Raw genomic sequence first — 20,081 nt, forward strand, 5'->3', positions numbered from 1 at the left:
GGCTGGCGGTGCCGGGGGACGTGTCGGTGGTGGGGTTCGACGACTCGCCGCTGATCGCGTTCACCGACCCGCCGCTGACCACCGTGCGCAAACCCATCGGCGCGATGGCCTCCGCGGCGGTGGCCACCCTGCTGGAAGAGATCAACGGCGTCCGGGGCAAGCACGTGGAACTGATGTTCCAGCCCGAACTGGTCGTGCGCCGCTCGACCGGCTCCGGCCCCCTCGTGAACCGCTGACCCCGGGGCCGTCCCGGCCCCGGTCCACCGCGGGCCGGGACGGCCCCGATCAGTGCGATCATGACGGTATGAAGACTGGTCACGACGTCGTCGTCATCGGCGGCACCGGGGTCGACACCACCGTCTACGTCCCCTCGCTGCCCCTTCCCTACGCCGACACCTACGCCGTCCCCCCGGTGATCGACCGGATCGGCAACACCGGCAGCGGGGTGGCCCTGGGGTGTCACGCGCTCGGGCTGAAGGTCAAGCTCGTCGACCTGATCGGCGACGACCCGCAGGGCCGGTTCATCCGCGCCCGCTTCGAGGACAGCGGCGTCGAGACCGGCTGGGCGCTCGCCCCCCAGGGCACCCGGCGCAGCGTCCTGCTCGTCGGCCCCGACGGGCGGCGCACCTCCCTGTTCGACCCGCGCGACGCCGAAGGGGAGCGGCTGCCCAGGGAGCTGTACGTGGAGGCGGCGCGCGGCGCCCGGCACGTCCACGTGTCGCTCACCGGCTTCTCCCGGCACGTCTACCCGGATCTCGACGGCGCGTCCGTCTCCACCGACCTGCACGACTGGGACGGCGAGAACGACTTCCACCGGGACTACGCCTACTCCTCCGACCTGGTCTTCCTCTCGGCCACCGCCCTCGGCCCGCGCCGCGGGGAGGTCATGCGCGACATCCTGACCCGGGGCCGGGCCAGGGCCGTGGTCTGCACCGACGGCGCCGCGGGCTGCCACGTGCTCGACGCGGACGGGCCGCGCTCCTTCCCCGCGGCCCCGCTGCCCGGCCCGGTCGTCGACAGCAACGGCGCCGGGGACGCGTTCGTCTCCGGCGTCCTGTACGGCCTGCTCTCCGGGCGCTCCCTCGACGCGTCGATCCCCCTGGGCGCCGTGGCGGGGGCCCACGCCTGCACGTCGGCGGGCACCCACGAGAACCCGATCGACGAGGCGACCCTGCTCGACCGGGCGGCGGAGCCCCGCGGGCCCGCCTGATTACTCTGTGGCATCTCTCGTTACGGTTTGTATCTGTGGTGGTGACGGCATGGGGGTATCGGAGGAGTACGCCATCCGGACCGTCGTTCCGGCACGCATCGACAGGTTGCCCTGGTCGCGGTTCCACGCCACGATGATCGTCGAGCTCGGGGTGGCCTGAGTGCTGGACGGCATGGAAATCACGGTCGTCAGCGCCGCCCGCCCTCCAGTACCCCCGGGCTCAATGTAACGAAGTACTACTGGCCGTAGTCTTCACAGACCTGGTGCAAGGCCCTGCGCAGGACGAGTTCTGCCGCTGAGCGGTGAACCGGCTGCGGGTCGACGACGAAAACGTCCGCACGTGAGGACTCCGCCTGCTGGGCGGTCACCCGAACCGCTCCAGAGCGCGCCACAGCACACCGGGGGCCAGCCGCCGCGCGCCGTACACGGCCCGCCCGCCGGGGATGACCACGTGGTCACCTCGCTTCAGCGCTCTGTCGATGTCATCCAGGACACGGTCAGGGGTGATGGCCAGACGCGACTTCCCCCGAGCCGCGGCGCGAGCGAGGTGCTTGGACCCGCCCTCGGCCTGCTTCAGCAGCGGGGTGAGCACTGCCGTCGGGGCGACCAGCAAAACCTGCACACCACTGCCGCGGTGCTCGTGCGCGAGCGTTTCGACGAAGGTGTTCACGGCCGCCTTGCTGGCCGAGTACGCCGAGAATTTCAAGCTCGGCACATATCCGGTCAGGGAACCCAGCGCAATGATCTGCCCGAAGTCACGCTCGACCATGCTCGGCAGGACGGCCTTGATTGCGTGGACGGTGCCGGCATAGTTGACCTCCATCACCTTCAGGATGTGATCGGTGTCGACGTCGGCGACGGCACCGGCGGGCATGATGCCGGCGGAGTGGAACAGCCGGTCGACCGGGCCCCACATGTGCTCGGCCTGCTTGACCAGCGCGTCCACGCTGTCTGGGTCGGTCACGTCGGCCCGGAGCCCGATGACCCCGTCGTCGCCGGCGTACCGCCGAGTGATATCGGAGCTGACGTCGCCGGCGACGACCTTGATCCCGCGTGAGCGCATGCGCCGCACCGCAAGCTCGCCGATGCCGCTCGCCGCTCCGGTGACCACAGCTGTCCTGATCCGCGCACTCACCGCTGGATCCGCTCCCTGCGCAGCAGGAACATCAACGGCTGGCGAAGGCCGCGGATGTCCATCGCACCCATGACCGTGTTCTCGTCAATCCTCCGGAAGGCGTCATGGGCGGGTAGGCGGTCGTAACACATGGTCGCCGTCACCACGCCGCGGTGCTGCGTCATCCGCAACCGGGCCTGGGGTCTGGTGGTGGCGATCAGCGGCCGGGCCACTCCGAACAGTCTGGGGGCCACAGGCAGGCGGGCGAGCCCAGGATGACGCAGCAACACGCCAACCGGCAGGAACGAGGGGTTGATGCAAAAGAGACGGCCCTTCCCGGTAGGGAACACCAGCGGGTGCACCTCCTCGGGGCTGTCGAACCGCTTGCCGTACCAGCCGAAGGTCTCCAGCAGGCCGTCCATCGGGTGACCCGTGTTGAGCCCGCTACCTCGCCACAGGCCGAGCATCTCTTCGATGGTGACGGTCCCCAGCGAATCGAAGTACCGCAGGGCCGCGGCACCGTCCGGCCGTGTCCTGAGTTCTTCGGGAACGACTCTCCCGAACTGATCCACGCTCACGGCGTCCAGTCCTCTCTTGTGTAGCCCATCGAAATGCCTAGGTTTGCAGGAGATGGCACGCCCGGCCCTGGGCCTGGGGAGCGGCCCCAGCCCAAGCCCCGCTCGTACCGTCACCGTTTTTTGCGCCCTTTGAGAAACGAAGCGCCGACGATGCTGCCGAAGGCATGCCGTAAAAGAACCAAGCTGCCGCGCCGGCGCATCGCTGGCCGCGGTACCCCGTCGGTTCGGCGCCGGGCAACGGCACGACCGTCACAGTGGAGTCGCCGCTGTGAGTCACCTCGCCGAGGCGGAGCTCCGTCGTACGAGTTCCAGCTCGATTTTCTGCTTGGGCCGCAACGTGAGGGCTGGAAACGGCGTGGGGGATCCAGCCAGGCGCGACACGGGGCGAAACCGGCGCAGCACAGCGGCGATGATCAGGGGGGCCTTGAGATAGAAGAGGTGCTGGCCAAGGCACTGATGGGGGCCACCACTGAATGGGTAGTAGGAGTACCTGTGCCGGCGCCCCGGGGCGTCAGGCGAGAAGCGTTCCGGATCAAAGTCGAGCGGGCGGCTCCAGAACTCCTCCAGCCGGTGGGTGGCGTAGGGGCTGACAAGCACCTGCGATCCAGCCTTGATCCGCACTCCGCCGAGCTCGGTGGACTCCACAGCTCTCCGCGACCAGAGCCAGGCTGTTGGATACAGGCGGAGCAACTCCTGCAACACCATCTTCGTGTAGCGCAGCTCCGGCAAATGAGTCGCTTGGACCGGCCCGGCGCCGACCACACGGTCCACCTCGTCGATCAACCGGGCGTACACCTCGGGGTGGTTGTTGAGGACGGGCCAGAGCCAGGTCAGGGTCATAGCCGTCGTTTCCGTGGCGCCGGCGTAGATCCCGATGATGTCGTGCCTCATGTTCTCGTCCTCTTCCGGACCACTGGCGCGGGCCCGGCTCAGGGCGGAGATGACGTCGACACCTTCGTCGGGCTCGGCACGCGCCTTGAGGATCAACGGACGCACCACCTCGTCGGTCAGCCTGATCGCGTCTGCCACCGCCTTGTCGCCCGGCATCGGTACAAGGAACGGAACGAACGGCACGAGCAGGCGCAACGTCATCAATCTCGCGGCGGAGTCCAGCGCCGCGCAGAGTCGTTCTCCGTCCCTGTGAGAGATCTTGTCCCCGAACAGCACCCTGATGACGGCCATGTTGACGATTCTGGACATCTCTTCGGCGGTATCGATCGGGCGCCCGGAACCGGCCGCCCCGTCGAGTTTGCCCACGCCTTCCTCGATGGTCTTCGCCAGCCCGTCTCCGAGGGACGCGACGAACCTGCTGGTGAAGATGGGCTGCAGGATCTTGCGGCTGGTCTCCCAAGCGGACCCTTGGCCCATGATTGTCGTGCCGAAGACTCGTCGCACCGGGCGCCAGATTCCGCCCTCCCGCGCATAGTTGGAGTAGTTGCCGCGCAGGACCTGCTGGACGTGATCGGGATAGGTCACCAGGTAGGGCCGGAAGGGCCCGAAGTCGAGTCGGACGACTTGACCGCCGGTTTCGTTCGCGATCGCCGAGAGCGCGTCCAGCGGGCCGCGCGCGAGCTTCGGAACGAGGCGGTGGAAGGGCACGGTCCCGGCCTGCCGGGTGGCATTCATAGAGGTGGTCATGGAAATCTCCGCATCGGTGACGTCGAGGAGGATGCGACCTCGCCCCAGGCGGAGCGCGGTCGCGGAGAGTTGGAGGTCGTTGACCAGTTCGGCGCCGAGGGCCTCGGCGCCGCCGTTCTCGAGGGCCATCAGCAACGCTTCGCCTGCCCGGAGTGGGCAGGTTGCCCGCCGGCAGCCGCACGGGATCCGGTCGCACTCGCCGTACACGCTGGGGGCGGACAGACTGCCGTCGGCTAGGGCGAAGATCCATCCGAGCCGAGACGCCTACCCGTACGAGACGCCGAATCCAGCAGGAACAATCGGGTCTCTGCACTGATCCCGGCCGGATGTTCCGGTGTCAGATCCCTCAGGTCACGAGGCGAACGGATATCAGCCAACACGATCGTGCGCTCTTCCTTTCGGCCGCTCTGGCGGAGCAGTGCGTACACAGGCGAGGGAGCTTCCCCTCATGCCGATCCGGTTGATGCAGTCTCCGTTTAGAATCGCCAGCCGGCTTGTGAGTGGCTTGAGATGACTTGTAGCTATTTGTCGATTTTTGTAAAGAGTGAGGGTTTTCCTTCACATGGCCGCCACACCACGGCCTGATATGCGGACAAGCGGGACGATGAGTCGCCCTGGTTTCGGCGGAGACTTGATCTCTTGAGAGGGTCGAGTCCATGCCAGGTAAGTCTCCCTACCCTGCTGAGCTGCGCAGACGAGCGGTTCGGATGGTCGCCGAGGCGCGGCCGGATTACCCGACCGAGTGGGCCACGATGAACACGGTGGCCACCAAGCTCGGCATCGTCTACGTGGCCTTCGTCGTCGACGTCTACTCCCGGGCCATCGTCGGCTGGGCGGCCGGAATCGACGCCTCCATCGGCACCGTCGGCGACGCGCTCGACAACGCCCTGATGGAATCGCAGATCGGCCTGTACAAGACCGAGCTGATCAAACGCCGAGGGACCTGGCGCAGCCTGGCCGACGTCGAACTGGCCACCGCCGAATGGGCCGACTGGTTCAACGCCACCCGCCCGCACTCGGCCATCGGGCACCTGCCACCCGAGGAGTACGAGACCCTCTACTACGCTCAACACCAGCTCGACGAACCCGTCGGAATCAACCGCTGAGGTCTCCATCAAAGTCGGGGCGGTTCAGTTCTCCATGCTCCCCAGGGCGGTCGACGCGGGTGGCCTCATGCCCAGCCCGTGTGTCACGACTTACCGGTGACAGCTGTCATGGCGGGGGAGCGGCCTCCTAACCCCTGTCCCCGTCCCGGAGGGCGGCGAGCAGCTCCGCCGCCCGCGTCCGGTAGGCGGCCACGTTACGCAGCTTCACGTGCTCGTAGCCGCGGATGACATCGGGCAGCTCGGCCAGCTCCCGGACCCGCTCGGCGGTCTCCGGGCCCAGGTGCGCGAGGGCCCGGTGGACGTCGCGGGTGTACTCGGCGGCCAGTTCCCGCTCGATCCTGCGCACCGCGCCCAGGCCGAACGGGTCCAGCCGGGTGCCGCGCAGCCCGCGCATGCCGTACAGCAGGCGGAAAGCCGGATCGAACCAGGGGCCAAGGCGGATCTTGCGCTTCATGCCGAGGGCGCGCAGCACCGGCGGGTGCAGGTTGTAGGAGATCCGCGCGCCGGGGCCGAACTCGGCGGCGATCCGCGCCCGCTCGGCCGGGTCGAGGTGGAGCCGCGCCACCTCGTACTCGTCCTTGTAGGCCATCAGCCGGTGCAGCTGCCGGGCGTAGGCCTCGGTGATCGGGAAACGGCCCGCCGGCTCCCCGCCCGCCGCGCCGAGCGCCTCCCGCTCCCTGCCGAGCACCGCGCGGACCGCCTCGGCGTAGCGCGCCGCGTGGCGCGTGTTCTGGTACGCGGCCAGGTCGGGCACCCGGACCGACAGGATGCGGTGCAGCTCGGTGCCGGGCTCGGCGACCGTGCCGACCAGACGGGCCGCCTCCCGGGCCGCGGGCCGCGAGACCGGAGCCGCGGGCCGGGTCGCCCGCGCCACCGCCTCCGGGTCCGCGACGACGGCGCGTCCCCAGTGGAAGGCGGCGACGGTCGTCTCGGCGGCCCTGCCGCCGCCCGCGCGGATCGCCCGCTCGATCGACTCCAGGCTGAGCGGGATGAGCCCGCGCTGCCAGGCGGCCCCGACGACGATCGTGTTGGCCGGCATGTGGTCGCCGAACAGCGCCTGTGCCACCTGCTCGGCGTCGAGGTAGACGTTCAGCTCGCGCCGGGTCCGCGCCTCCAGCGCGCCGATCGGCGAGCCCAGGTCGGTCAGGTGCGTGGCCGGGTCGAGCACCATCGAGCCGGTCGGCACCAGGCTGGTGGAGACCACGGCGACGGTCCGGCCACGGTCGGCGGCGGCCAGGTGCTTGGGATCGGTGGCGCCGATCAGGTCGAGCGCGAGGTAGGCGTCCACGCTGGCGGTCCCGCCCTGCGCGGCGCGGTCGTCCTCGCCCTCGAAGATCAGGATGTCCGAGACGACCGTGCCGCCCTTCTGCGCCAGCCCGGTCTGGTCGAGCCCGCGCGACCGCTTGCCGTCGAGCATCGCGGCGGTGCCGAGGATCTGCGCCACCGAGACCACACCCGTGCCGCCGATGCCGACGAGCCGGATCGAGGTCTCCCCGGCGCGCCGGCCGGGCGCGGGCATCTCCGGCGGGGCGGGCACCGCGGCGCGCCTCCGGCCGGCGGCCCCGCCCCCGGCGGGCAGCACGGTGAGGAAGGACGGGCAGTCGCCCTCCACGCAGGAGTAGTCCTTGTTGCACGACGACTGGTGGATCTCGGTCTTGCGGCCGAACTCGGTCTCCACCGGCAGCACCGACAGGCACTCGGACTTCCGCGCGCAGTCGCCGCAACCCTCGCAGACCCGCTGGTTGATCGCCACCCGCCTGGCCGGGTCGGGCAGCTCGCCCTTCTTGCGCAGCCGCCGCTTCTCCGCCGCGCACCGCTGGTCGTGGACGAGCACGGTCACACCCGGGACCGACGCCAGCTCGCGCTGGGCGTCCTGCAGCGCGGACCGGTCGCGGACCTCCGCGATCCCCGCCAGCCTGACCCCCCGGTAGCGCTCGGGCTCGTCGGTGGTGACGATGACCCGGCGGACCCCCTCGGTCTCCAGCCAGCGGGTCAGGTCGGCCACCGACAGGGCCGGGGTGATCGTCTGGCCGCCGGTCATCGCGACCGCGCTGTTGTAGAGCACCTTGTAGGTGATGTTGACGCCCGCGCCGACCGCGGCCCTGATCGCGAGCGAGCCGCTGTGGTGGAAGGTGCCGTCGCCCAGGTTCTGGAAGATGTGCGGGGTGCCGGTGAAGGGCGCCTGGCCGATCCACTGCGCGCCCTCGCCGCCCATCTGGGTCAGGCCGGTCAGCGTGCCCTTGCCCTCGCGGTTGAGCACCACCATCGTGTGGCAGCCGATCCCGGCCCCGACCACCGCGCCGTCCGGGACGGCGGTGGAGCGGTTGTGCGGGCAGCCCGAGCAGAAGAACGGGGTGCGCCGGGCGGTGAGCAGCGTCAGCGGCGCCGGCCGCGAGATGACGGACAGCCCCCGCTCCACCCGCTCGCCGAGACCCCGGCGGCGCAGCCGGAAGGCGACGGCCTTGGCGGCCAGGTCGGCGTCGACCGCCCCGTGGCGTGGGATCAGCGGCGCGCCGTTCTCGTCGCGCTCGCCCAGGACGCGGGGCGCGTCGGCCGTGCCGTACAGCGCGTCCTTGACGAGGGTCTCCAGGAACGGGCCCTTCTCCTCGATCACGAGGATCTCCGCCAGCCCCCGGGCGAAGGTCCGCACGATCTCCGGCTCCAGCGGCCAGAGCATGCCGATCTTCAGCAGGCGGACGCCCAGTTCCTCCGGGGTCACGCCGAGCTTGCGGAAGGCCTCCCGCACGTCGTAGTACGCGGTCCCGGCGGCGACGATGCCCAGCCAGGCGTCGCGGGGGTCGGCGGTGACGCGGTTGAGGCCGTTCTGCCGGGCGTACGCGCGGGCCAGCTCCAGGCGGGGGCCGACGAGCGTGCGCTCCATCTCCAGCGACCACGGGGTGAGCAGGGTGCCGTCGGGCACGTGCCGGTAGGGCCTGCCCTCGTACTCGACGCCGGGCGTGACCGGAGCGATCCGGTCACGCCCGACGTCCACGGTGCCGGTGCCGTCCACGACGTTGGAGACGGCCTTCACCGCGACCCACAGGCCGCTGGCCCGGGACGCCGCTATCGCGTGGCGGCCCAGGTCGAGCAGCTCCTGGACGCTGCCGGGATACACGACCGGCATGCCCAGCGCGGCGAGCGAGCTCTCGGTCGCCGAGGGGAGCGTGGAGGACTTGCAGGTCGGATCGTCACCGCAGAAGGCGATCAGTCCCCCGTCGGGGTGGGCGCCGACGAAGTTGCCGTGCCGGAACGCGTCGGCCGCGCGGTCCACGCCGGGCGCCTTGCCGTACCAGACACCCAGGACGCCCGCCTTGCGCGGGTCCGGCAGGGTGGGGACGAGCTGGCTGCCCCACACCGCGGTGGCGCCGAGCTCCTCGTTCTGCCCGGGGCGGTGCACGACGCCGAGCGGCTCGGCGAACGCGCGGGAGCGGGCCAGTTCCTGGTCGAAGCCGCCGAGCGGGGAGCCGGGGTAGCCCGAGACCATCGCGCCGGTGTCGAGCCCGGCCGCGCGGTCGGCGCGCATCTGGTCGAGGATCACGCGGACCAGCGCCTGGGTGCCGTTCAGGAACACCCGGCCCTCGTCCAGCAGGTAGCGGTCGTCGGGGGAGATCTCGCGGGCGTCGGGGGAGATCGTCATCATCGTGGTCCCGTCTGTCGGCACTCCTGCGATTGCCGCAAGGTTATGCCAGCCATGACAAAATCCGATGTCAATCTTTCGGGATATCACCCTTTTGATTAGCATCGAATGTCATGGATGTGACAGATCGCGCAATTCTTCGCCTCCTGCAGGTGGAAGGCAGGCTGAGCAACCTGGAGCTGGCCGAGCGGGTCCGGCTGACGCCCTCGCCGTGCCTGCGCCGGGTCCGCAACCTGGAGGAGTCCGGCGTGATCACCGGCTACCGCGCCGTGGTCGACCCGGCCGCCGTCGGGCGGGGCTTCCAGGTCGTCGCCTACGTCGAGCTCGAGGGGCAGGACGCCGAGACGGTCACCGCCTTCGAGGCCGCCGTCATGGAGATCGACGACGTGGTGGAGTGCCTGCGCATGTTCGGCCGCCCCGACTACGTGCTGCGGGTGGCGGTCCCCGACATGGAGGCCTACAGCCAGCTCTGCCTGGAGAGACTCGGCCGCCTCCCCGGCCTCGACAAGCTGACCTCGCAGATCGCGATGAAGGCCCTCAAGCCCGGCGGGGTCCTCCCGCTCTGAGCCGCGGACGGAGCCGTCGGGCGGGGATCGGGACCGGTGGCCCCGGCGAGGCCGATAATCGGCCCCGGGATCGATCGCCCGAGGGGCGCGCCACCGCTCTACGTGGGCTCCTGATGGCCCGCGGGGTGCCTCCGGTTCCGCGGGGTGCCTCCGGTTCGCGCGGTGCGCTCCTCGCCGAGCGCCGGGGACGGCACGGCCGCCGACGGAGATCGCGCCTCCCCGCGCGCTCCACGCGGCCTCCCGTCGCGACGCCGTTTCTGTCGGCGGCCGTCCCTAGGATCGGCGCGCGAAGAATGATCGTCGGAGAAGGGGTTTCCGATGCGGGCGGACCGGAGGGGAGCCGATCCACGCCCGGCGGCCTGCGTGTCCCGGCTGGAGGAACGCCTGGAACGTGCCACGCATGGTCGGCCCCCTCCCACCACGGAAGAGGTCTGTTCCTTGATCGAGTTGAGTAACCTGCACCGGCACCTCTCGCGGTGTATCGGACCGTCCCTGGCGCGCCAGCTCGCCCTCGGCGATCTGATCGGCCCCCTCCACTGGCAGGTGGACGTCCCCACCGGGACGATCACGTTCGGTGAGGAGTTCAGATTCCCGATCCAGATCCTGGGCACGGAGAGCGAGCGCGACCATACCTGGCTCTGGGCGTGGGCGAACACGCGGAGCAATCTCCCGCCCGGCCTGCTGCGCGCCGCCACCTGGCTGCGGGAGTACGGGCGGGAGCACCGCATCCCGGAACTGACCGAGGCGGAGGTGTCCCTCGACGCCGTCGACGGGCACCTCCTCTCCATGCTGGCGGCCGGTTTGACCGGGCGGTGCTACTACCGCGGGCCCCACCGGGGCGGGGCCGTGTTCATGCTCCTGGAGGACGTGCCGGACTCGGTGCTGGCGCCTGCGCGACCGGAACGCGTCGTCACCGTCCTGCCCCAGGCCATCGGGATGTACGAAACCGACCACCGGACGCTGGTCGAGAGCTTCCTGACCCAGCAGGGCTGGCAGGTCGAGACGGCGGCGACGGCCGTCACGGGCCGCCACTCCGGTGGATCGGAGCTGTATGTGAAGTTCGACGACCTCGGGCGGATCATCGACATGGAGGCCGAGCTCACAGCCGGCTGAGAGACGTCTCCGGGGTGAGCCGGCGGGTGTGACGTTCTTCCCAGGCTTTCGGGCGAAGAGGTCGTCGGTTCACATCCGCCCATCCCAACCGGGCGAAGGGGCATATCCGACCTTCGGATATGCCCCTTCGGCGCTTCCGAGTGACCGGCTCGAAGATCGGCGACGTGGACGGCGGTGGCGCCCGGCGCGCGAGGCGATGACGGATCCGGGCCGGCCGCGTGGCAGCGCCGCGTCACGCGGGTCCGGGCCGGCGGCTGCGGGATCCCTCCGTGGGGCTGACGCGCGCCGAACCCGCTGACACCCTCACCGGACCACCGCCGGGATTCGGACGAGGCTGATGGGGCCTTCCGAAGAGTAGATATGTCCGAAATTGGAAAAATCCTACTATTTCTGTAGGCTTACTTGATAAGCCGCCGAGGTGCTGGAACGCCCGTCACCGGCGGCCCGCCCGCCGAGCCCCCTCGGCGGGTCGTGCCCGTCCGGAACGAAGTGAGCTGTCCGTAACCATGTCTGCAACGGCCCCCGCGAGCGTCGTCGAGTCCGCCCGTGCCGGCTGGGACGCCTGGCGCGCGTCCCGCCTCGCCTCCGTCGCCGCTCCCACGGGCAACCTCGCGCTCGTCGAGACCCGCTGGGCGCCCCCGGGCGAGGAGGAGCCGGTCGGGGAGGCGCCGGCCGGGCAGCCGGACGGCGTGACGGTGACCGGGCTGGAGCGGCGCGACATCGTCACCGGCCAGGTGCAGCGCGGCATCCGCCGGTGGGACGCGAACTCGCCGGCGATCCGGCACTTCGCCACCATCGACGCCTTCCCCTTCGACCCCCGCTGGGTGGTCGAGGCCGTCTTCACCCCGGTCTCCGAGTCGCGTGTCTTCCCGTTCGAGCACATCCGCGACGGAGGCGCCACCCGCGACCTCGTCGTCCCCGGCGACCTCGCCGTCACCCTGGACGGCGTCCCGTACACGCTGAGCGCGTTCGACGACGGCGGGTCGCTCCTGCTGGTCTTCGCCGACCCGACCAACGGGGTGAGCACCTACGGCGCCGGCCGGTTCCTGCTGGTACGGCGCCCGGCCGGCGAGGAGCGGGTCGTGCTCGACTTCAACCGCGCCTTCGTGCCCCCCTGCGGGTTCTCCGCGCACTACAACTGCCCGCTGCCACCGCCGCAGAACCGCCTCCACCTGCCCGTCGAGGCGGGCGAGAAGCTGCCCGTCTTCCGCGACGGCTATCAGGTGCACTGAGCAGCACCATCCCCGGCGAGCCCCGTGCCGCCCGTTCCACCCGGCCGTACGGCCACATCTCAGGAGAAACAGTGAAAAGGACGACGACGTCGCTCATCGGAGCCGCCCTCGTGGCCGCGCTGGCCCTGGCGGGCTGCGGCTCCGGCTCCGGGGGGAGCGCCGCCCCGGCCGGGTCGGCGAGCGCGGCCCCGGCGGGCGCGTTCGACCCCGGCGCGACGATCGAGATCGGCTCGCTCTACGAGCCGCAGAACCTCGACAACACCGGCGGCGGCGGGCAGGGCGTGACCGAGGCGTTCAACGGCAACGTCTACGAGGGCCTGTTCCGGCTGACCGACGAGGGCAAGGTCGAGAACCTGCTCGCCGAGACCCACAAGGTCAGCTCCGACGGCCGCACCTACACCTTCACGCTGCGCGACGGTGTGACGTTCCACTCGGGCGACCCCCTCACCGCGGCCGACGTGAAGTACAGCATCGAGAAGGTCCTCGCGAAGGACTCGCAGTCGGCCCGCAAGAGCAGCCTGTCCGTCGTCAAGAGCGTCGAGACCCCGGACGACCGCACCGTCGTCGTGAAGCTGTCCGACAAGTCGATCTCGTTCGTCTACAACCTCAGCTACGTCTGGGTCATCAACGACACGGCGAAGGACCTCGCGAAGTCCGAGGACGGCACCGGCCCCTACAAGCTCGGCGAGTGGAAGCGCGGCGCCACGCTCAGCCTGGTGCCCTTCGACGGCTACTGGGGCACGCCCCCCACCAACAAGGGCGTGGTGTTCCACTACTTCACCTCGGCGACCGCGCTCAACAACGCGCTGCTCACCAACGCCGTGGACGTCGTGACCAGCGAGCAGAGCCCGGACGCGCTGGAGCAGTTCAAGAACAACCCGGCCTACAAGGTTAACGACGGCCACTCCACGACCAAGCTCCTGCTGGCCTTCAACGACCGGGTCAAGCCGTTCGACAACAAGCTCGTCCGCAAGGCCGTCAGCTCCGCCATCGACAACCGCAAGCTGCTGGACTCCATCTGGGGCGGCTACGGCACGCTCATCGGCTCCATGGTCCCGCCGACCGACCCCTGGTACGAGGACCTGACCGGGGTGAACCCCTACGACGTGGAGCTGGCCAAGAAGCAGCTCGCCGAGGCGGGCCTCGCCGGCGGGTTCGAGTTCACCCTCGACACCCCCAACTACGACCCGCACCCCACCGTCGCCACGTTCGTCAAGAGCGAGCTCGCCAAGATCGGCGTCAACGTCACGATCAACGTCATCACCGCCGACGAGTGGTACACCAAGGTGTTCAAGAACCGCGACTTCACCGCGACGCTGCAGGAGCACGTCAACGACCGCGACGTCGTCTGGTACGGCAACCCCGACTTCTACTGGGGCTACGACAACCCCGAGGTGACGAAGCTCGTGGCCGAGGCCGAGCGCTCGGACACCGCCGAGCAGCAGGCCGAGCTGCTCAAGAAGGCCAACCGGCAGATCGCCGAGGACGCCGCCAGCGACTGGCTCTACCTCTACCCGCAGATCGTGGTGGCCTCCTCGGAGCTGTCCGGCTACCCGGTCAACGGCCTCAACTCGCAGTTCTACGCCTACGGCATCAAGAAGGGCTGATGCCCGGCGCCGCGGCTCCCGGCCCGGCCCGCCGCCCCGCGCGGCCGGCCGGGCCCGGCCCGTCCGGCCGCCGGTGACCTGTCTGGTTCCCATGATCACTTACCTGTTGCGGCGGGCGGCGTTCCTCGTCGTCTCGCTCTTGCTGGCCTGCGTCGTGCTGTTCCTGCTGCTGCGGCTGCTGCCCGGCGACCCGGCCAACGCGCTGCTCTCGGTCGGCGCCACCCCCGAGCAGATCGAGGCCGCCCGCCACCGGATCGGCTCGGACCGCCCGCTGCCCGAGCAGTTCGCCACCTGGCTCGGCCAGATGGCCGGCCTCGACCTCGGCGAGTCGTTCGTCAGCACCCTCCCGGTCGGCCCGGAGATCGCCTCCCGGCTGGCCGTGACCGTCCCCCTCACCCTGCTGTCCTTCGCGCTGGCGGTCGCCGTCGCCGTACCGGTCGGCTTCGTCGCCGCCCACCGGGCGGACACCTGGTACGGGGCCCTGCTCAGCGGGCTGTCCCAGCTGGGCATCGCGGTGCCCGCCTTCTGGGTGGGGATGCTGCTGATCACCGTCTTCGCGCTCCGGCTGCGGGTGCTGCCGGCCGGCGGGTTCCCCCGGGACGACTGGGCCGACCCGGTCGCGGCCCTGACCTCGCTGACCCTGCCCGTCGTCACCGTCGCCCTCGTCATGTCCGCCTCGCTCATCCGGTACGTCCGCTCCGCCACCCTCGACGTGCTCGGCAGCGACTACCTGCGGACGTTCCGGGCGCTCGGCTCCTCCTTCGCCGGGGCGATGTGGCGGCACGGCCTGCGCAACGCGGCCGTGCCCGTCGTGTCGATCCTCGGCATCGAGCTGGCCACCACCTTCCTCGGCGCCGTCGTGGTCGAGAGCGTGTTCGTCCTCCCCGGTCTCGGCGGGATGCTCGTCAAGGGGATCGCCCAGCACGACTACCCGGTCATCCAGGGCATCCTGTTCGTCAGCACCTTCGCGGTGCTGCTGATCGGCTTCGCCGCGGACCTCGTCCAGCGGCTCATCGACCCGCGGCTGCGCGGCTCCGTGGCCGGGGGGAAGCGGTGAGCGTCGTGACCGGGCCCCCCGTCAAGGTCCCCGCCCGCCGTCCCGCCCGGCCACGCCGGTCCGTCACCCTGGTGGCCGGCTGCGCGCTCGCCGGCCTGGTCGTCGCCATCGCCGTCGTCTCGCTCGTCTGGCTCCCCTACGCCCCCGACGACACCTCCGGAACCCGGCTGATGCCGCCCGGCCCGGCTCACCCGCTGGGCACCGACAAGCTCGGCCGGGACCTCCTCACCCAGCTCATGATCGGCGCGAGGATCGCGCTGACGGTGGGGATCGGCTCGGTCCTGCTCGGCGGTGTCCTCGGCGTGCTCGGCGGCCTGGCGGCGGGCTTCGCCACCAGGTGGCTCGACGACACGATCGCGGCGCTGCTCGACATCCTCATCGCCTTCCCGACCCTGCTGCTGGCCATGCTCGTGGTCGCGGTGCAGTCGGCGTCGCTCGGCTCGGCGGTCGTCGCGATCGGGCTCGGCATGTCCGCGATCGTCGCCCGGCTGACCCGGGTGCTCGTCAAGCGGGTGCTGGCCCAGGACTTCATCACCGCCGCCCGCGTCTCCGGGACCTCCTGGCCGCGCGTGGTGACCGAGCACGTCCTGCCCAACATCTGGCCGACCCTGCTGGTCAACCTGGCGCTCCAGCTCGGCCTGGCCGTGCTGGCCGAGGCATCCCTGTCCTACCTGGGGCTGGGCCCGCCCCCGCCGAACGCCTCCTGGGGGCGGATGCTCCAGGAGGCCCAGACGACCGTGCTCACCGCGCCGGTCGGCGCGATCGCGCCCGGCGTGCTGCTGGTCGTGCTCGTCGTCGGCGTGAACCTGATCGCCGACGGCCTGCGGGACGTGGCCGACCCCACCCGGCGGAGGACGCGATGACCCGGAACCACCGGAGGACGCGATGACCCGGCCCGGCGCCACGGGGCCCCTGCTCGATGTCACCGGGCTCGGCGTGCGCTCCGCAGGCGGCCACGACCTCGTCTCCGGCCTGACCTTCGGCATCGAGCCGGGCTCCCGGCTCGGCCTCATCGGCGAGTCCGGCTCGGGCAAGTCGCTGACCGCCCTTGCGATCATGGGCCTGCTCCCGCCCGGCATGGCCGCGTCCGGAAGCATCGTGCTGGACGTGCCCGGGGCGGGCCCGGCCCAGATCGTCGGCGCGGCCGAGCGGCGCCTGCGGGGCGTGCGCGGCCGGGCCGCGTCGGTGGTCTTCCAGGAGCCCCTGACGGCGCTCGATCCGCTCATGAAGGTCGGCCGCCAGCTCGCCGAACCCATCAGGCGCCGCCGCGGCCTGCGCGGCGCGGCCCTGCGCGCGGCCGTCGCCGACGCCCTGGCGGAGGTCAGGCTTCCCGAACCGGGTCGCATCGCGCGGGCGTACCCGCACGAGATCTCCGGCGGCCAGCGCCAGCGGGTCGCCATCGCCATGGCCCTGGCCTGCGAACCCGCGCTGCTCATCGCCGACGAGCCGACCACGGCCCTGGACGTGACCGTGCAGGCCGAGGTGCTCGCGCTGCTGGACGGCCTGGTCGCGGCCCGGGGCATGGCCCTGCTGTTCATCAGCCACGACCTCGCGGTCGTCTCCGGGATCACCGACCGGATCCTCGTCCTCAAGGACGGCCGGGCCGTCGAGTCGGGGACCGCCCGGCAGGTCGTGAACGCGCCGAGCCACCCGTACACCCGCGCGCTGGTGGCCGGCGCCCGCCACCTCGACAGCGCACTGGATTGGAAGGCCCGATGACGCAGCGCCCCCCGGACGTGCCGTTCTCCGCCGTCCCCGGTTCCGCCCCGGACGCGCCGTCCTCCGCCGTCCCCGCCGCGACCCCCGGCTCCGCCCCGGACGCGACGGCCCGGTCCGGCGCGGGCGCGGTGGAGCCCGGTCCGGGCGCGGCGGCCCCGCCCATCCTGGAGGCGCGCGAGGCGGGCTTCGCCTACCGCGGCGGCGCCCCCGCGCTCTCCGACGTCTCGGTCCAGGTGCTCGCCGGGCGCAGCACGGCGCTGGTCGGCGAGTCCGGTGCGGGCAAGACGACGCTGCTCCGGCTGCTGCTCGGCCTGGCCAGGCCCACCTCGGGCCGGGTCCTCTTCGACGGGGCGCCGCTCTCCCCGCGTGACCGCGCCCAGATGCGGGCGTTCCGGCGCAGCGTGCAGATGGTGTTCCAGGACCCGTACTCCTCGCTCGACCCCCGGCAGCGGGTCGGCAGGATCGTCGCCGAGCCGCTGCGCTCGCTGGGCCTGGTCCCCCCGGGCCGGCGCGGCGCGTCGGCCGCCGAGCTGCGCGTCGCCGCCGCGCTGGAGGCCGTCGGGCTGCCGCCCGACGCCGCGCACCGCTACCCGCACGAGTTCTCCGGCGGCCAGCGCCAGCGCATCGCCATCGCGCGGGCCACCGTGTGCGAGCCCAGGGTGCTGCTCGCCGACGAACCCGTCAGCGCCCTGGACGTCTCCACCCGCGTGCGCGTCATCGACCTGCTGGCCGAGCTGCGCGACAGCAACGGCCTGACCATCGTGATGGTCTCCCACGACCTGGCCGTGGTCGCGCTGCTCTGCGAGTACACGGCGGTCCTGGAACGCGGCCGCGTCGTGGAGCAGGGCGAGACCGCGGCCGTGCTCGGCTCCCCCCGCCACCCCTACACCCGCCGCCTGATCGACAGCGTCCCGAGGCTGCCCGCCCGTCCCTGACCCGTGCTCTCCCCGACGGCAGCCGGCCGTGCGGCCCGTCCCTCCGGTACGCGCCCTACCGGGGCGGTCAGGGGAGCGGAACCACGTCTCCACCGTCCCGCCGCGCTGAAGCCCGTTGGTGGGGTGAACGTTTCCGGTCACCGCCACTAGCATCGGTCGCATGACGGTGACGGTGCTGACGGGTGCGGGGATCTCCACCGAGTCCGGAATCCCCGACTACCGGGGACCGCAGGGCCTGTGGCGCAGGGATCCCGACTACGAGAAGCTCGTCACGTACGACTTCTACATGGCCGATCCGGAGATCCGCCGCCGGTCGTGGCTGATGCGCCGGGACAATCCCGCCTGGGACGCCGAGCCGAACGCGGCGCACCGGGCCCTGGCCGGGCTGCCCGACGCCTGGATCGTCACGCAGAACGTCGACGGCCTCCACCAGCGGGCCGGCTCGCCGCCCGAGCGGGTGCTGGAGCTGCACGGCAACATGTTCGGCGCGGTCTGCACCGGCTGCGGGGCCCGCTCCACCACCCGGGAGGCGGTCGACCGGATCCTGGCGGGGGAGGACGACCCCGCCTGCCGCGCGTGCGGCGGCATCCTGAAGACGGCCACCGTGATGTTCGGCCAGCCCCTCGACCCGGTGACCCTCAACCGCGCGATCGAGGCGGCCGAGGGGTGCGAGGTGTTCCTCGCCGTCGGCACCTCGCTGCAGGTCCAGCCCGCCGCGTCCCTGGTCGCCGTCGCCGCCGGGGCGGGGGCCCGCCTGGTCGTCGTCAACGCCGAGCCGACACCGTACGACCACCTGGCCGACGAGGTGATCCGCGACCCCGTCGGCGTCGCCGTGCCCCGCCTGTGCGCCTCCCTCACCTCGTGAGAGAGGCGCCGCACCCGGACCCGGCCGGCGTGCCGGGTCAGGTGCCGAGCAACAGCAGCAACAACGTGACAAGCACCCAGGCGGCCGCCAAGGCCGCGTGCACCCGCACCCTCACCCGTATCATCCCGGTCCCCTCTCAGCGGTGGCATGGCCCAAGGGTGCCTCCACGGTCTTGGCAGGTTCTTGAGGCCTCGTGCGTGGAGATCGGCGACGGTGTGCGACGCACGAAGGCGCCGCGCCGGGCGTCCGGGCCGCGGCCAAGCGAGCGCCAAGACGCCGGCGCGGAGCCGTCTCATCCTCCGGGGCGGCTCAAGCGCGGCCCAACTCTCCCCGGCGTCATCGCCGCAGCGGAGCGAGCACGGCCGCGGCGGACTCAAGCCGCGCTCAAGCGCCGCTCATGAGCATGGGGGCCTTCCCGGCGCGGGAAGGGGCCCGACGAAAGGGGCGGTTCCGCCGCTGAGCACGACGCCGTCCGGCGGGCCGCCGACCGCTTCTGATACTGGTCACCGGGCAGGAAACCTTCGAAACCATGGATTGTGGGGTGCGCATGTCGGCCGGACGGGGCTCGCAGGCGAAGGGACAGCCGCGGCTGTACGCGTGGATGATCGTGCTGGCCGCCGTGGTTCTCCTCGCGGACCAGACGTCGAAGATCTGGGCGGTTTCGGCGCTCTCCGACGGAGAGCGCATCACGGTGATCCCGCAGCTGATCCAGCTGCGGCTGCTGTACAACCCCGGTGCCGCGTTCTCGATCGGATCGGAGGCGACGTGGGTGTTCGCCCTGACGGCGGCCGTCGCGGTGGCCGGCATCCTGTACACGGCGCGACGGCTGCGCTCGCCCGCCTGGGCCGGCGTACTGGGCGGGATACTGGGCGGTGCCGCGTCCCACCTGCTTGACCGCCTCATGCGCTCCCCCGGATTCGGCCGGGGGCATGTCGTCGACTTCATCGACTACGGCGGCTTGTTCGTCGGGAACGTCGCCGATATCGCCCTCGTCGCAAGCTGCGCTCTGCTCGCGCTTCTCAGCCTGCGCGGGACTTCCCTCGGGGACGAACCGGACAAGGAGCGTCACTGAGGCGCGTGCTCGGTCTTCCGCGACCGTGACCGGCTCCGGGCCGGCCCGTCGGCGGGCCGGCCCGGGTGCCGAGCGGCCCGGGGGTGTCAGCCGGGGAGGTTGACAACGCTGGTGAGGATGACCACGGAGTCCTCGTCGGCCTCCACCGAGTGGCGTAGCTGCGGCACCGGGGCGGCCTGGCCCGTGGCCAGCGCGGTGGTCTCCCCGTCGCCGACGATCCGCACCCGTCCCGAGAGCACGTGCAGGCTCGCCGCCGGCGGAGCGTCGTGCTCGCCGAGGACCGCTCCCGCGGTCAGCGCGATGACCGCCTGGCGCAGGATCCCCTCGTTGACGTAGGTGTGGGTGCTGCGGCCGTGCGGGTTCTCCTTGGCCAGGGCCAGGTGCTCCTCGGCGAGGGCCAGTACGTCGATCATGTGTGCCTCCTGCTTCCCTTGAGACCTGCCCCGGGCCGGTGGGGGGCAGCGTCAGGCGGAAGTAAAGTCGCCGCCGTCGGCGGGGCCTCTCCGCCCCACCGCCTCGCCGTACCCCCGCGCGGCGGATCATCACTCCCGTCCCGCCGCGACCCGCTCCGATCCCGCCACGGGCTCTCCCGATCCCTCCGATTCGCCCGGGTCCGCCGCCAGGCGGGCCCT

At 71.5% G+C, this 20,081-nt stretch carries 17 protein-coding genes and 1 pseudogene; 13 read left to right on the top strand and 5 right to left on the bottom strand.

The genetic code is table 11. The features are described 5' to 3' along the window. Together ABD841_RS13555 and ABD841_RS13560 are read left to right on the top strand one after the other, a co-directional pair. Positions 1–236 (top strand): substrate-binding domain-containing protein (locus ABD841_RS13555; protein WP_344971200.1); only part of this gene is annotated, 236 nt, incomplete at its 5' end. A 68-nt stretch (positions 237–304) separates the two neighbouring features. After that, a complete protein-coding gene (locus ABD841_RS13560; protein ID WP_344971203.1) occupies positions 305–1,210 on the top strand; it encodes a carbohydrate kinase family protein in 906 nt (301 codons plus the stop codon). Positions 1,211–1,574: 364 nt separating this feature from the next. Here ABD841_RS13560 and ABD841_RS13565 read toward each other — a convergent pair whose 3' ends face one another. From ABD841_RS13565 to ABD841_RS13575, 3 genes are all read right to left on the bottom strand, one after another. After that, positions 1,575–2,345 (bottom strand): SDR family NAD(P)-dependent oxidoreductase, encoded by a 771-nt coding sequence (locus ABD841_RS13565; RefSeq protein ID WP_344971205.1) that lies wholly within the window; start codon positions 2,343–2,345, stop codon positions 1,575–1,577. Beyond that, the gene (locus tag ABD841_RS13570; protein WP_344971207.1) at positions 2,342–2,902 is read right to left on the bottom strand and encodes a DUF4334 domain-containing protein; all 561 of its coding nucleotides are present in this window, start codon (positions 2,900–2,902) and stop codon (positions 2,342–2,344) included. The genes ABD841_RS13565 and ABD841_RS13570 overlap by 4 nt, the downstream gene beginning before the upstream one ends. Positions 2,903–3,175: 273 nt before the next feature. After that, positions 3,176–4,669 carry a cytochrome P450 gene (locus ABD841_RS13575; protein WP_344971449.1) on the bottom strand — a complete coding sequence of 498 codons (1,494 nt, stop codon included), beginning with the start codon at positions 4,667–4,669 and terminating at the stop codon, positions 3,176–3,178. Between the two features lie 632 nt (positions 4,670–5,301). On the opposite strand from ABD841_RS13575, the pseudogene ABD841_RS13580 reads away from it, so the two are divergent. Next, a pseudogene (locus ABD841_RS13580) lies at positions 5,302–5,646 on the top strand (integrase core domain-containing protein); the annotation flags it as partial. 127 nt (positions 5,647–5,773) lie between these two features. On the opposite strand, the gene ABD841_RS13585 reads toward ABD841_RS13580, so the two are convergent. Next, positions 5,774–9,307 carry an indolepyruvate ferredoxin oxidoreductase family protein gene (locus ABD841_RS13585; RefSeq protein WP_344971209.1) on the bottom strand — a complete coding sequence of 1,178 codons (3,534 nt, stop codon included), beginning with the start codon at positions 9,305–9,307 and terminating at the stop codon, positions 5,774–5,776. Between the two features lie 89 nt (positions 9,308–9,396). Between ABD841_RS13585 and ABD841_RS13590 the strand changes: the two genes are divergently transcribed. The 10 genes from ABD841_RS13590 (at position 9,397) to ABD841_RS13635 (ending at position 19,449) form a co-directional block, all read left to right on the top strand. Further along, the gene (locus ABD841_RS13590) at positions 9,397–9,849 is read left to right on the top strand and encodes an Lrp/AsnC family transcriptional regulator (RefSeq protein ID WP_344971211.1); all 453 of its coding nucleotides are present in this window, start codon (positions 9,397–9,399) and stop codon (positions 9,847–9,849) included. Between the two features lie 438 nt (positions 9,850–10,287). Continuing rightward, complete coding sequence (locus ABD841_RS13595) at positions 10,288–10,962, top strand: DUF6882 domain-containing protein (protein ID WP_344971213.1); 675 nt, start codon at positions 10,288–10,290, stop codon at positions 10,960–10,962. 506 nt (positions 10,963–11,468) lie between these two features. Next, positions 11,469–12,194, top strand: a complete 726-nt coding sequence (locus ABD841_RS13600) for a DUF1684 domain-containing protein (RefSeq protein WP_344971215.1) — start codon at positions 11,469–11,471, stop codon at positions 12,192–12,194. A gap of 71 nt (positions 12,195–12,265) precedes the next feature. Then, entirely contained in the window at positions 12,266–13,801 is a 1,536-nt protein-coding gene (locus ABD841_RS13605) for an ABC transporter substrate-binding protein (RefSeq protein ID WP_344971217.1), read from the top strand. A 91-nt stretch (positions 13,802–13,892) separates the two neighbouring features. Next, positions 13,893–14,858 (top strand): ABC transporter permease, encoded by a 966-nt coding sequence (locus ABD841_RS13610; protein ID WP_344971219.1) that lies wholly within the window; start codon positions 13,893–13,895, stop codon positions 14,856–14,858. Beyond that, a complete protein-coding gene (locus ABD841_RS13615) occupies positions 14,855–15,721 on the top strand; it encodes an ABC transporter permease (RefSeq protein ID WP_344971221.1) in 867 nt (288 codons plus the stop codon). The genes ABD841_RS13610 and ABD841_RS13615 overlap by 4 nt, the downstream gene beginning before the upstream one ends. 22 nt (positions 15,722–15,743) lie before the next feature. After that, positions 15,744–16,577, top strand: coding sequence for an ATP-binding cassette domain-containing protein (locus ABD841_RS13620; protein WP_344971223.1), 834 nt, complete (start codon positions 15,744–15,746; stop codon positions 16,575–16,577). Further along, positions 16,574–17,512: an ABC transporter ATP-binding protein gene (locus ABD841_RS13625; protein WP_344971225.1), complete on the top strand. Its 939-nt coding sequence runs from the start codon at positions 16,574–16,576 to the stop codon at positions 17,510–17,512. Before ABD841_RS13620 ends, ABD841_RS13625 begins: the two co-directional genes overlap by 4 nt. Before the next feature lie 160 nt (positions 17,513–17,672). Then, complete coding sequence (locus ABD841_RS13630) at positions 17,673–18,377, top strand: SIR2 family NAD-dependent protein deacylase (protein WP_344971227.1); 705 nt, start codon at positions 17,673–17,675, stop codon at positions 18,375–18,377. Positions 18,378–18,924: 547 nt separating this feature from the next. Further along, complete coding sequence (locus ABD841_RS13635; RefSeq protein WP_344971229.1) at positions 18,925–19,449, top strand: signal peptidase II; 525 nt, start codon at positions 18,925–18,927, stop codon at positions 19,447–19,449. Positions 19,450–19,535: 86 nt separating this feature from the next. Here the strand turns inward: ABD841_RS13635 and ABD841_RS13640 are convergent, their stop codons facing one another. Beyond that, complete coding sequence (locus ABD841_RS13640; RefSeq protein WP_344971231.1) at positions 19,536–19,862, bottom strand: cupin domain-containing protein; 327 nt, start codon at positions 19,860–19,862, stop codon at positions 19,536–19,538. Positions 19,863–20,081 lie beyond the last annotated feature (219 nt).

Origin of the sequence: Streptosporangium fragile, from assembly GCF_039534445.1 — a bacterium.
Taxonomy (GTDB): domain Bacteria; phylum Actinomycetota; class Actinomycetes; order Streptosporangiales; family Streptosporangiaceae; genus Streptosporangium; species Streptosporangium fragile.